13 protein-coding genes are annotated in these 11,875 nt (G+C 58.8%); 12 read left to right on the top strand and 1 reads right to left on the bottom strand.

The window, feature by feature from the left end; all coding sequences use genetic code 11:
* Positions 1 to 3 precede the first annotated feature (3 nt).
* The 7 genes from A8O26_RS02950 to A8O26_RS02920 are packed head-to-tail and all read left to right on the top strand — an operon-like array spanning position 4 to position 5,877.
* A complete protein-coding gene (locus A8O26_RS02950) occupies positions 4 to 384 on the top strand; it encodes a phage tail assembly chaperone (RefSeq protein WP_064116694.1) in 381 nt (126 codons plus the stop codon).
* A 53-nt stretch (positions 385 to 437) separates the two neighbouring features.
* Positions 438 to 707, top strand: coding sequence for a DUF1799 domain-containing protein (locus A8O26_RS02945; protein WP_155740640.1), 270 nt, complete (start codon positions 438 to 440; stop codon positions 705 to 707).
* A 27-nt stretch (positions 708 to 734) separates the two neighbouring features.
* Positions 735 to 3,785 carry a phage tail tape measure protein gene (locus A8O26_RS02940; RefSeq protein ID WP_064116693.1) on the top strand — a complete coding sequence of 1,017 codons (3,051 nt, stop codon included), beginning with the start codon at positions 735 to 737 and terminating at the stop codon, positions 3,783 to 3,785.
* Positions 3,785 to 4,123 carry a phage tail protein gene (locus tag A8O26_RS02935; RefSeq protein ID WP_064116692.1) on the top strand — a complete coding sequence of 113 codons (339 nt, stop codon included), beginning with the start codon at positions 3,785 to 3,787 and terminating at the stop codon, positions 4,121 to 4,123. Before A8O26_RS02940 ends, A8O26_RS02935 begins: the two co-directional genes overlap by 1 nt.
* 9 nt (positions 4,124 to 4,132) lie before the next feature.
* The gene (locus tag A8O26_RS02930; RefSeq protein WP_064116691.1) at positions 4,133 to 4,882 is read left to right on the top strand and encodes a phage minor tail protein L; all 750 of its coding nucleotides are present in this window, start codon (positions 4,133 to 4,135) and stop codon (positions 4,880 to 4,882) included.
* A gap of 1 nt (position 4,883) precedes the next feature.
* Positions 4,884 to 5,648, top strand: a complete 765-nt coding sequence (locus A8O26_RS02925; RefSeq protein ID WP_064116690.1) for a C40 family peptidase — start codon at positions 4,884 to 4,886, stop codon at positions 5,646 to 5,648.
* A 25-nt stretch (positions 5,649 to 5,673) separates the two neighbouring features.
* Complete coding sequence (locus A8O26_RS02920) at positions 5,674 to 5,877, top strand: hypothetical protein (protein WP_064116689.1); 204 nt, start codon at positions 5,674 to 5,676, stop codon at positions 5,875 to 5,877.
* Here the strand turns inward: A8O26_RS02920 and A8O26_RS02915 are convergent.
* Entirely contained in the window at positions 5,861 to 6,085 is a 225-nt protein-coding gene (locus tag A8O26_RS02915; protein WP_064116688.1) for a hypothetical protein, read from the bottom strand. The genes A8O26_RS02920 and A8O26_RS02915 overlap by 17 nt on opposite strands.
* 221 nt (positions 6,086 to 6,306) lie before the next feature.
* On the opposite strand from A8O26_RS02915, the gene A8O26_RS02910 reads away from it, so the two are divergent.
* From A8O26_RS02910 to A8O26_RS02890, 5 genes are all read left to right on the top strand, one after another.
* Entirely contained in the window at positions 6,307 to 6,798 is a 492-nt protein-coding gene (locus A8O26_RS02910; RefSeq protein WP_064116687.1) for a hypothetical protein, read from the top strand.
* Between the two features lie 85 nt (positions 6,799 to 6,883).
* Positions 6,884 to 7,228, top strand: a complete 345-nt coding sequence (locus A8O26_RS02905) for a hypothetical protein (protein ID WP_064116686.1) — start codon at positions 6,884 to 6,886, stop codon at positions 7,226 to 7,228.
* A gap of 60 nt (positions 7,229 to 7,288) precedes the next feature.
* The gene (locus A8O26_RS02900) at positions 7,289 to 7,882 is read left to right on the top strand and encodes a tail assembly protein (RefSeq protein WP_064116685.1); all 594 of its coding nucleotides are present in this window, start codon (positions 7,289 to 7,291) and stop codon (positions 7,880 to 7,882) included.
* 421 nt (positions 7,883 to 8,303) lie between these two features.
* Entirely contained in the window at positions 8,304 to 11,579 is a 3,276-nt protein-coding gene (locus tag A8O26_RS02895; RefSeq protein WP_064116684.1) for a host specificity protein J, read from the top strand.
* Positions 11,579 to 11,875: a hypothetical protein gene (locus A8O26_RS02890; protein WP_064116683.1), complete on the top strand. Its 297-nt coding sequence runs from the start codon at positions 11,579 to 11,581 to the stop codon at positions 11,873 to 11,875. The genes A8O26_RS02895 and A8O26_RS02890 overlap by 1 nt, the downstream gene beginning before the upstream one ends.

Below are 11,875 nucleotides of genomic sequence, written 5' to 3'. Positions count from 1 at the left end.
CCCATGGCAAAGATCAGGATCGCCCAGAACCCTACGTTCAGGGCACTAGTGCACATCCCTGTCGTTGGGTGTGAGCCCGAGGCAATCGAGTTCACCTTCAAGTATCGCGATCGCCCGGCACTCGCCGCGCTGTTCGACGAATGGAACCTGAAGGCGAAGGAAATGCGCGAGGGATTCGGGGAGGGCACCACATTATCGGATGTCGTTGCTGCCGAAACCGAGTATCAGGTGCAGCAGATCAAGGATCTGGTAGCGGGCTGGGGCTTCGACGACAAGTTCGACGACAAGAGCATCCTCGCCCTTGTGAAGTCATGCCAGGGTACTGCCGAAGCGGTAGTGAATGCCTACCAGAGCGCATTCAATCAGGCCCGGCTGGGAAACTGAGGGCAGCAGCCGCAGCGTTGTACGAAAGCGGGCCATCTGCTGAGCAGTTGGCAATCCTCGGGCTGACGGCTGCCGATTTGTCGGGTGACGATGTAGAGGTCTGGCCATGCAACTGGCCGGCCTTTCTCCTGTTCAATCGAATGTCCACGCAGTGGCGGGTCGGCGCCGGAGGCGCAATCGGCCTCGATTACAACTGCATTCGCGACGTCGCCGAATTCCTCGGCATCAAGAAAAAGAAACTCGCTGAAATCTTTCCTGACCTGCAGGTGCTGGAAGGCGAAGCTCTGCGCGTCATGGCGGAGGAAAGGGAAAACAGCCCGTAATCACGGGCACTTATTCAAGGTGAGTCGATGAACATTGCAGAACTCGGCGTCAAGATCGACTCGGCCGATGCGATCGAGGCCAGAGCGAGCCTGGATGAGATGGCGAAGGCCGGCGGCCGGGCCGAGCAGTCCGCCGTTTCGCTGATGAATGAAATGCAGGCTCTGGAGAAGTCGCTTTCCACCAGCGCCAAGACCACGCAGGACCTTGCCAAACAACGTGATGCGCTGGCGAAGCTGACCAAAACAGGCGCCTATGGCGAGGCTGAGGCCGCGAAGATCTCGGCGCAGCTCGACAAGCAGCAGGTAGCGCTGGCCAAGTCGACCATGGATGAGCAGAAGGCACTGAACAGCCTGTTGGGCGCCATCGACCCGGCCCGCGCCGCGCTGGCGAAGCTGGATACTCAGGTCGAACAACTGGGCAAACATCTGGATGCCGGCCGCATCAGCCAGGACGAGTACAACACCGCCCTGAGCAAGATCGACAAGGATTACGACAAGCTCAACAAAACCACCACCGGCTTCGACAAGCTGCGTCTCGGCACGCGCCAGGCGCAGGAAAATGTCGTTCAGCTTGGGAATGCTCTGTCCTCGGGAGACTGGGGTAGCGGCGTTCGCGCAGTCGCACAATTGGGCGCTGGTGCAGGTGAGGGCGCGGCGGGACTGCTCGCAATTCTTGGTCCGCTTGCGCTCGCCACCGCTGCGGTGGGTGGTTTGGGATACGCTTTCTACAAGGGCAGCGAGGAGCAGGATAGCTACAACAAATCGCTGATTCTGACCGGCAACTACGCCGGTGTGAGCGCCGGGCAATTGGGCGACATGGCGCGTCAGGTCAGCGCCACCGTTGGCACCACTGGCCAAGCAGCAGCGGTGCTGGCTCTGCTGGCCGACAATGGAAAGATCGCCGGAGAGAGCTTCATCGGCATCACCCAAGCCGCCGTGTCGATGCAGGAAACGACAGGCAAGGCAGTGAGCGAGACAGTTGCCGAGTTTTCCAAGCTCGCTGACGACCCGGTCAAGGCGTCTGCCGCGCTGAATGAGCAGTACCACTACCTGACCGCGTCGGTCTATTCGCAGATCACCGCGCTGGAGAAGCAGGGCGACCATGCCGGCGCCGTGAAGCTGGCTACCGAGTCGTTCGCTGATGCAATCAACGAGCGTACACCGCGAATCCTCGAGAATCTGAGTTTCTGGGAGAAGGGCTATAACGCCGTTGCTCGGGCTGCTGATGGATTGAAGAATATCGGGCGCAGCGATATCGGCGCCGATATCGAGCAAGCCCAGCGCGACTTGGCGAGCGCTCAGGCAGGCAATATCGGCCTGTTCCAGAACAAACAGGAGATGATTGATCTCTACCAGAATCGTCTCGACATGCTGGAGGATCAGAAGGCTGCCGAAGCCGATATCGCCAAATGGCAAGGAGAGCAGGCGAAAGCTCAGGGCGATGCCGTCTCCTCAATGGCGAAGGTAGACGCACTCACCAAGTCAGCGTGGACGAATGAGCAAAAACGTACCGACGCGATCAAGGAATACAAGCGGCAGCTCGAAGACATTCGCAAGGTCGCACCCAACGATCCGCGACTGAATCAGGCGGCGATCGATAAGAACCTGGCGAACATCAACGACCAGTTCAAGGATTCGAAAGCGGCTGGTTCACAGGTCGATCTGACCAGTTTCAACAATGCCAAGAACAACCTGGCAGCCATCAGCGAAGAGTACAAAAACGCCCAAAAGGAACTGGACGCAGCGCAGAAGGCTGGACTCGTTTCTCAAGCCGACTATGCCCTGAAACGCGAAGCGCAGATCGGCAACGAGCGCGACGAGGTGACCGCAGCCTACGAGGCGGAGATCGCCGCGCTGGAAGTCGCCAAAGCGAAGAAAACCACTTCTGCCGCGCAAAGCATCCAACTGGACCAGAAGATCGCCGACGCGCGCGCAGGCATGGTCAAAGCGCAGAAGGACGCGGACACCCAGCTTGAGGTTCTGGCCACGAACGAGACCGGCCGTCTCGCTAGACAAGAGCGGGCGATCACGACCTACGTTCAGGCCTTGGCTCAGCAACAGCGAGCGCTGGAACTGGCAGGGCAGCGCGCCGTTCTCGGCGTCGGTCAGGGCGATCGCCAGAACGCGCTCAACAGTGAGTTGAACAGCCAGCAGGATCGGTTCGCACAGCAGTCGCTGGAACTGGCAAATCAGAAGTCCGACCCGTCGCGGAATATGTCGGAGGAGGAGTTCGCCCGTAAGTCGCAGGCTCTTGCCAATGCGAACAAGGCCGCAACCGATCAGATCCGGCAGAACTACGCCGATGTCGAGAAAGCTCAAGGGGAATGGACCAAGGGTGCAACGTCGGCTTGGGCCAATTTTCTGGACTCGGCGAGCAATATCGCCGGCCAGACAAAGACCCTGTTCGGCAACGCTTTCAGTTCGATGGAAGATGCGGTCGTCAATTTCGCCATGACAGGGAAGCTGTCATTTGCTGACTTCACCAAGTCGATTTTGGCGGACATGGCGCGGATCGCGACTCGGCAGGCCAGTTCGGCGCTGCTGAGCAGTCTCGTGGGTGCCGCCCCCAGTTACTTCACTGGCGGAGGCGGCGGTAACGGGCTCGCGGCTGGATCTGCCGGTGCAACGTCTTCGAATCTTGGCGCGTCCTCGGCAGGTTACTCCAGCAAGTACTTCCCGCAGGCGCTCGGCGGTGCCTGGTCGTCGGGCGTGCAGATGTTCGCCAACGGCGGTGCCTTCACCAACAGTATCGTCAGCGCGCCGACCGCCTTCGGGATGGCTGGTGGGGGTGCGGGCGTCATGGGAGAGGCCGGGCCGGAGGCGATCATGCCGCTGACCAGAACCTCAAGTGGAAAGCTGGGCGTTATCGCGGCCGGTGGCGGCTCCGGAACCTCGATCAGCATCAGCGCAACGGTGACAGTGATGACGCAAGATCGGAGCTCCGAAGGCATGCAGATTGACCAGCAAGCCCTGTCGAAAAACCTTCAGTCGCAAATGCAGGCCGTGGCCGAAAAAGCTGTGGCTGATTCTTGGCGCGCGGGCGGCACCAGCTTCCGAAATGCAAACGGGAGGGCCTAATGGCCATCGAGAAATTCACTTGGCCAACCGGGCGCGGGGAAACACCCGATATCAACTATCGGGTGCGCTCCTCGAAGTTCGGCAATGGCTACACCCAAAACGTCGGCGACGGACCGAACAACAAAGAGGACTCCTATCCAATCACCTGCGTCGGCCACAAGGCCAAGGTGCAGCAGATCATGGCGTTCCTCGATAGGCACGCCGGGGCAAAAGCGTTTCTCTGGACAACGCCGCTCGGCGAACTCGGACTGTTCACCTGCAAAAATCCCGCTCCCACGCCAATGGGCGGTGAGGTCTTCAAACTCACCGCCACGTTCGAGCGGGCATTCAAACCATAAGGGGCAATCATGCCGCTGATCAGTGACATCCAGGTGCTTGAGCCTGGCAGCGAAGTGCTGCTGTTTGAATTGGACGGCACGGACTACGGTGCGGACGTTCTGCGCTTCCACGGGCACGCTATCCCCCACACACCGGCCGAGCTGATCGCCGCCGGCGACAATGCCGATCAGCTTCCGGCGAAGGCGATCTACTGGCAGGGCAATGAGTACAGCGCTTGGCCGATGCAGATCGACGGCATCGAGGCGAACGGCGACGGGACTGCGGTTCGTCCCACTCTATCGGTGGGCAACGTCAATGGGCGCATCACCGCGCTCTGTCTGGCGTTCGAGGATCTGCTCGAGTTCAAGCTGACGATGCGGCATACGCTCGGCACCTATCTTGACGCGGCCAACTTTCCCGCCGGTAACCCCGCGGCAGACCCAACCCAAGAGACGATCGAGGTCTGGTACATCGACCAGAAAACGAACGAGGACGGGGAGACCGTCAGCTGGGAGCTGGCCAGTCCGGGCGACGTCGGCAATGAATCAATCGGCCGACAAGCCACAACCCTTTGCCATTGGTGCCTCACCGGCGGATATCGCGGGCCGAACTGCGGCTACACCGGTCCGTACGTCACGAAGGACGGTGTAATCACTGACAACCCTGAACTGGACGAGTGTGACGCCACGTTGGGCAAAGGCTGCATCCCGCGCTTCGGCGAGGGCAACCCGCTGCCTTTCGGTGGGTTCCCGGCCGTTTCCCTGATCGCACGGAGCTGACATGCGTAAACACATTTTGAACGCGATCCAGGTGCACGCGGCGACCGAGTACCCGAAAGAGTGCTGCGGCCTGCTGCTGGGCGTCGGTCGCAAGCAACAGTACTACCCGTGCCGCAATGTCTCGACCGAGCCGAACGAGGAATTTCGAATCGACCCAGAGGAATATGCGGCGGCGGAAGACGTCGGGGAAGTGATCGGCGTGGTGCATTCGCATCCGGACGCCACCAGTCGGCCGTCACCGCGCGACTTGGCCATGTGCGAGGCCACCGCTCTGCCGTGGCACATACTCAGTTGGCCGGAGGTGGATCTGAGGACGGTCATGCCCTCGGGCGATGTTCCGCTGCTGAAGCGGCCGTTCGTCCATGGCGCGTGGGACTGCTGGCAGGTTTGCGCCGACTGGTACAAGCGCGAGTGGGGGCTGGAGTTCGAAGCCTTCAAGCGCGTCGATGGCTGGTGGGAAAGCAAGGATAACGCCAGCCTGTACGAAGCGAACTACGAGGCAGCCGGCTTCTACCGCGTCGACCAACCGCAGCGCGGCGACATGATCGTGATGGAAGTGGGGCGCACGGTTTACCCGAACCACGCAGGGATATTCCTCGGCACTGATCCGGAGTTGCCCGGCGAGGACGCGGCGACGCTCGGCCCCGGGCCGTTCCTACTGCATCACCTGTATGGCAGGCCGTCGGAGGTCATCGTTTTCGGCGGCCCATGGCTCGACAGAACACGCCTGATTCTCAGGCACAAAGATGCACAACTGCTCACATGACGCGGCATGACCGCAGGAGAGATATATGAATCAGCCATTTGCGCGAGCTGAAGATGGAAGCGTGTTTATCAGCGATGCTGTACTGAAATCTCAAGCGATCTTTTCGGCTGCCGGAGTTTCGTTGCCAGCAGTCTGCGGCGAAAAAATCGAGGAGAAAGCCGACCTGCTCGAGCGCCGACTTTCAAGGCTGGAACAGGCGCTGGGGCTAGAGCCTATTTGTGTCCGTTGAAGAATTGGGTTATCGCCTTCACGTCCGGCGCCACACTAGGTGCCGACGGATATACCTTGGCCACCTCTAGGGCGTAGTCTTGAGCAGCCTGAATTGCCTCTGCTCCTTGAGCGGCTTTCAGTTGGCTTGCCAGCCCCGAAACAATGCAGCTCAGGGTGATGATCGAGGAGCCTGCGTAATCAAGGGCATCTTGTAACTGTTTGCTCATTTCACTTTCCTTGCGTTATCCGCGCCGACATTGGCGCAATCCCAGTCCTTGGGCTTGCAGGCAAAGGACTGGGGAATCCGTTGCGTGAGGGCAGGAGGCTACTATCGGAGGTCTGCGGGGCGTTACTGGGGTTGCATCCATACTGGATGGGTCGACAGGGTGGCTTAAGGGTACAATCTGGGTGATGATGGCATTTTGATCGTGAAAAAGGAGTTTCAGCTGTGGGTATTACTACAGAAGAGAAGGAGCGGATTGGTGTCGTAGTTCACCTAACTGGCCCCGAGTATCAATGTGCACTTATGACATGGAGTGTCGCCATCCACGATAAGCACGTCTGCTCACTTGAATCTTTGAAGTTGTATCGGTACGTGGTGCTTGTAGTCGATGGAAGACCGACGTCAATTGGTGAGATTGCGCGGTGGAGTTTTGACGTCGGAGACGATGGTGAGCGCGTTGCATTTTTCTTACTGCTTTCAAGTGAAATCAGCGACCTCTCTGAGGCGATACCTTATCCGTGCCGCGACATTCTGTGGCTGACTAACTCCTACGCCAAGCAGGCTCAATCGGCGTTATCGCAAAATGCCAAGACAAAACCTAAAGATGCAATCCCAACACTTGATATCGACGATGCCTCGACGTCAGTTGCTCGGCGGTTTGGCATTGATCCCTCGCGAGTCGAAATAACAATCCGCTCGATAAATGCCCGCAAATAATCTGGCATGCCCGGCCCAGTGACGGGCTTTTCATTTCCGGCCGCAGTCAGTGATATCTTTCAGCTTTCCCACAGGAGTGACCTGCATGAAAGTGATCGTAGGAGCGCTGGCTGTAGCGCTGTTGGCGGGGTGCTCAACCCCGAGCGATTTGAAAAAGAATCCTCCGTCCATCAGCGCAAGCTCGAAGAAGTCACCCAAGCAATATGCTTTGTGTGTACTGCCTAAATGGCAGGAGTCCCGCTCAGCATCGACCATGTCTGAAACTGAGAACGGCTACCGCCTGATCGTGGCTACGGATATTTCGGCTGATGAAGTTCTTGAAGTAACCAGCGTCGGTTCGGGAAGTAAGGTGTCCCTCTATCAGAGAATGCCTTGGGCAAAAATGGTGGGGCGAGGAGCGATAGAGGATGCAGTCCGAGACTGCTTGTGACCCGATTAGATTGAACAAACCGCCAAGTGGCGGTTTTTTTTCGTCAGGAGAAAATGCGTAATGGCGGCTATAGCTTCGAACTCGTCGATGACTACTATCCTTTTGTCGGGCCCGCTGGCGAGACTGTTTGGTCGCGCTCACGTACGGGAGCTCAGTAGCAAATCAGTTGGTGAGGCCTTTCAAGCTTTGAAGTGCACGCTTGAAGGATTTGAGCAGGCGATCAAAGACCTAGACCGGCGCGGGATGCGGTTCGCAATTTTTCGCAATCGGAAGAACATCGGCGAAAAAGATTTCGGATTGGGTGGCGCTCATGAAATCCGAATCGTTCCCGTAATTTCAGGCAGCAAGCGGGCAGGCGTGCTGCAAACGATCATCGGCGTTGTCCTCATCGCAGCATCGTTCTTCGCTGGTGGTGCTGGGCCTTCCCTGTTTTCTGCGGGGCTCGCTATGACAGCAGGCGGTGTAATCCAGTTGCTCAGCCCGCAAGCCTCTGGCCTGAAGCAGAGCGCATCCCCCGAGAACTCCCCGTCCTATGCCTTCGGCAGCGCCAAGAACACCACAGCCAGCGGCAACCCGGTACCGATCTGCATCGGCGAACGCCGCTGGGGCGGTATGATCATCTCAGCCTCGATCTTGGCTGAAGACAAAGTGTAAAAATTTTATGGCTGGGGGGAGGCGGAAAGCCGCGGTTGCTTCTTAAAGTTTGACGTCCGAATGTATCTAGCAAGCATCCATAATCCGCTACCAACTGCGGCAAAAACTAGAGCGAAAATCAATTCGGCCAATCCCTGACCAATCTGTTGGGGCGTTACATATCTGGAGAGCATTTTTACCGAAGAGGTGATGATTGTGTATGCAGTGAAAATCCACAACACGGCTGAAATTGCGTACACCGGAAGCGAAAGGGTTGTTCGTAGCCAAGTTGGAGCTTTTTTCATCAGCACTTATTTCCTTGATGACTGAGTCGAGCGCCTCATCGTAGGAGGGCGCAGCATGCGAATTCTATCATCACGACTTTTTACAGAAATGCCATTAGGCCGCCCAAGAGGCGGTTTTTTTATGCCTGGAGGTAAGCATGGGCGCAGCAGCACAGATCGAGATCCGCGGTGAGAAGGGCGGCAGCAGCAAGCCGAAGTCGCCAACCGAAGCCAGCGACAGCCTGCGCTCGACTAACCTGGCCAAGCTGCTGATCGCCGTGGGTGAGGGTGAGTTCGACAGCGTCCCGACCGATTACGACATCTACCTGGACAACACGCCGATCCGCGATGCCAGCGGCAACTACAACTTCCCGAACGTGAAGTGGGACTGGCGCCCAGGCTCGGTGGATCAGACGTATATCCCGGGCATTCCATCGGTGGAGAACGAGACGTCGCTGAACATTGAGCTGCGAAGCGATTCACCGTGGGTGCGCTCTATCACAAACACCCAGCTTTCCGCCGTGCGCATGCGTTTGGCCTGGCCGGCGCTGCAACGCTCCGATGACCAGGGCAATGTCGGCGGCTACCGCATTGAATACGCAATCGACGTGGCCACCGATGGCGGCGCCTATCAGCAGGTGCTGGTGGATGCAGTCGACGGCAAGACCACCACGCGCTACGAGCGCTCGCGCCGCATCGATCTGCCGGACGCCACTACCGGCTGGCAGATCCGCGTGCGCCGCCTGACGCCGAACCAGAACACCAACAAGATCGCCGACACCATGCTGGTGGCCGGTTACACAGAGGTGATCGACGCCAAGCTGCGGTACCCCAACACCGCGTTGCTCTACATCGAATTCGACGCTGAGCAGTTCACCAACATCCCGGCCGTCACCGTGAAGTGCAAAGCCCGTCGCTGGATGGTGCCGAGCAACTACGACCCGATCCTGCGCACCTACACCGGGACGTGGGACGGTTCGATGAAGTCGGCCTGGACCAATAACCCGGCGTGGATCACCTACGGCATTTGCACTGAAGACCGATTCGGCCTGGGCAAGCGCATCAAGCCTTTCATGGTCGACAAGTGGGAGCTGTACCGAATCGCCCAGTATTGCGACCAACTGGTGCCGAATGGCCTCGGCGGTCAGGAGCCGCGCTTTCTCTGCGACATGAACCTGCAAGGCAAGGCTGATGCCTGGTCGCTGCTGCGCGACATCTCGGCGATTTACCGGGGCATGACCTACTGGGCGCAGGGGCAACTAGTGATGCAAGCGGACATGCCGCGTGCCCAGGACTTCGACTACGTCTTCACCCGTGCCAACGTCATCGACGGAAAGTTCTCCTATGGCAGCGCATCGGCGAAGACCCGTTACACCCGGGCGCTGGTCAGCTACGACAACCCGGCAAATAACTACGACACCGACGTCATTCCGTTCGCTGACCTGGATCTGCAGCGCCGTTACGGCGACCGTCCGACCGAACTGAGCGCCATTGGCTGCACCCGCGCCTCCGAGGCTCAGCGCCGTGGCAAGTGGGCGATCCTCAGCAACAACCAAGACCGCACAGTGTCGTTCAAGACCGGCATGGAAGGTGTGATTCCGCTGCCGGGGCACATCATCCCGGTGGCGGACTCTTTGCTGGCGGGCCGTGAAGTCGGCGGCCGGATCTCGGCGGTGGCGGGGCGAGTGATCACGCTCGATCGCGACACCCAGGCCAAGGCCGGCGATCGACTGATCATTAACCTGCCGGGTGGCCGTGCCGAAGGTCGCACCGTGCAAAGCGTCAACGGACGCGCCGTGACCGTAACGGTCGCCTACAGCGAACCGCCGGTGGCGCAGCTGCAATGGGCGCTTGATGCCGATGACCTGGCTATCCCGCTGTACCGTGTGCTGCGCACCAAGCGCACCACCGAAGGTGACTACGAAATCAGCGCGCTCCAGTTCGAGCCGAGCAAGTTCGCATTCATTGACACCGGCGCACGGCTGGAAGAACGGCCGATCAGCGTGATCCCGATCACCGTAGTTCCGGCACCGGCGAGCGTGTCGCTGTCGTCGACTTCGTCGGTTGTTCAGGGGCTGGCCGTGGCCACCATGACCATCAGCTGGCCGGCCGTGGATGGCGCTGTCGGCTATGACGTGGAATGGCGCAAGGACAGCGGTAACTGGATCAAGCTGCAACGCACTGGCATGACCAACGTCGACGTCATCGGCATCTACGCTGGCGCCTACGTGGCCCGAGTACGCGCGGTGAGTGCGTTCGATATCTCGTCGATTTGGCGTAATTCGATCCTGACCACCCTCAAGGGGAAGGAAGGATTACCGCCGGCTGTGTCGTACCTGACGCCGACCAGTCTTGTTTACGGCATCCGGATGGCGTGGGGCTTCCCACTAGGTGCAGAGGACACCCAGCGCACCGAGATCTGGTACAGCAAGACGATTTCTCGGGATGACGCGATCAAGCTCGGTGACTTTGCCTATCCGCAGGCATCGCACGAACTGCAAAACATCCTGGCGGGAGCGAGCTTCTTCTTCTGGGCGCGCCTGGTGGATCGCACTGGCAACATCGGCCCTTGGTACCCGCAGGGTGTAGGCGTCAATGGTCAGGCGAGCTCCGATCAGACTGAGTACGAAAAATACTTCTCCGGCCAAATCGGCGAGTCGGCGCTGGGCAAACATCTGAGTGACCGCATCGAACTGATCGATGGCCCCGCTGATCTACCCGGCTCGGTCAATAACCGTATCCAGGTTGTTACGGGTGAAGTTGATGCGATCTCGGAGAAGGTCGACGGCGTGTTCGCGCAGGTCAATCCACCGCTTGCCGGTGAAACCGAAGGCTTCGCTGGCTCGACAGAAGCCTTTGTCGGCGTTTGGTCGTTACAGTCTGCGGTAATCGAGGGTGATGTAGCCACCGGCACCCGTGTCGACACCGTACAAGTTGAGATGGGCAAAAACAGCGCCGTCATTCAGCAGGTTAGCGAGGCGCAGGTGACGCTGGATGGTAAGGCGTCGGCCATGTGGTCTGTGAAGATGCAGATCGATTCGAACGGGCGCTACGTCGCCGCCGGTATCGGCCTCGGCATTGAGAACGGCCCAGCGGGTTTGCAGAGCCAGTTCCTGGTGAATGCGGATCGATTTGCTGTGGTGAACGGATTGGGTGGAAGTCCCACCGCGCCGTTCGTGGTGCAAGACGGGCAGGTGTTCATCAATCAAGCGTTCATCAATACGGCATTTATCAAAGAGTTGATTCTTGGAATGACGCTCAAGTCGGCGGCACTCAATAACCAAGGATTGCCACTCCTGGAAATCAACATTCCGGCGGGCACTTTCACGCTGCGCGGCCAATCCAGCACCGGCTACACGCTGCTTAACAACAACGGGATCTATGTGTATGACCTGAACTACATCGAGCGCGCCGCTCTCGGGAAGATGACGTAATGGATTACTACGGCGCGAGGACGAAAGACGCGATGGGAAGGGTGACGCTGGAGTCATCGACGATGACCGTTCGATCAGTCGTGACAAAACAGGTCACCGTCCCTCCGATCACCAGTGACTTTACCAGCTTCATCAGCATGCCGGAGATCACCGCACAGTCATTTGTCTGTGCAACTTTGCCCAATCCGACCAATGAATTTTCTACCTTGCCTGCCGTTTTCTGGTCGGCGGGACAGTTAAGGGTACGGCGCGGACAGGGCATGGTGCTCAATATTTTCATCCTGACATACCAATAG

Source organism: Pseudomonas fluorescens, assembly GCF_001648775.1.
GTDB classification, from domain to species: domain Bacteria; phylum Pseudomonadota; class Gammaproteobacteria; order Pseudomonadales; family Pseudomonadaceae; genus Aquipseudomonas; species Aquipseudomonas fluorescens_M.
This window is presented reverse-complemented; position numbering and strand designations above follow the sequence as displayed.

What these genes read in the sequence shown, in the direction of transcription:
- A8O26_RS02950 (WP_064116694.1), top strand. Translation starts at nt 4, where the DNA reads ATGGCAAAGATCAGGATCGCCCAGAACCCTACGTTCAGGGCACTAGTG.
- A8O26_RS02940 (WP_064116693.1), top strand. Translation starts at nt 735, where the DNA reads ATGAACATTGCAGAACTCGGCGTCAAGATCGACTCGGCCGATGCGATC.
- A8O26_RS02935 (WP_064116692.1), top strand. Translation starts at nt 3,785, where the DNA reads ATGGCCATCGAGAAATTCACTTGGCCAACCGGGCGCGGGGAAACACCC.
- A8O26_RS02930 (WP_064116691.1), top strand. Translation starts at nt 4,133, where the DNA reads ATGCCGCTGATCAGTGACATCCAGGTGCTTGAGCCTGGCAGCGAAGTG.
- A8O26_RS02925 (WP_064116690.1), top strand. Translation starts at nt 4,884, where the DNA reads ATGCGTAAACACATTTTGAACGCGATCCAGGTGCACGCGGCGACCGAG.
- A8O26_RS02920 (WP_064116689.1), top strand. Translation starts at nt 5,674, where the DNA reads ATGAATCAGCCATTTGCGCGAGCTGAAGATGGAAGCGTGTTTATCAGC.
- A8O26_RS02915 (WP_064116688.1), bottom strand. Translation starts at nt 6,085, where the DNA reads ATGAGCAAACAGTTACAAGATGCCCTTGATTACGCAGGCTCCTCGATC.
- A8O26_RS02905 (WP_064116686.1), top strand. Translation starts at nt 6,884, where the DNA reads ATGAAAGTGATCGTAGGAGCGCTGGCTGTAGCGCTGTTGGCGGGGTGC.
- A8O26_RS02900 (WP_064116685.1), top strand. Translation starts at nt 7,289, where the DNA reads ATGGCGGCTATAGCTTCGAACTCGTCGATGACTACTATCCTTTTGTCG.
- A8O26_RS02895 (WP_064116684.1), top strand. Translation starts at nt 8,304, where the DNA reads ATGGGCGCAGCAGCACAGATCGAGATCCGCGGTGAGAAGGGCGGCAGC.
- A8O26_RS02890 (WP_064116683.1), top strand. Translation starts at nt 11,579, where the DNA reads ATGGATTACTACGGCGCGAGGACGAAAGACGCGATGGGAAGGGTGACG.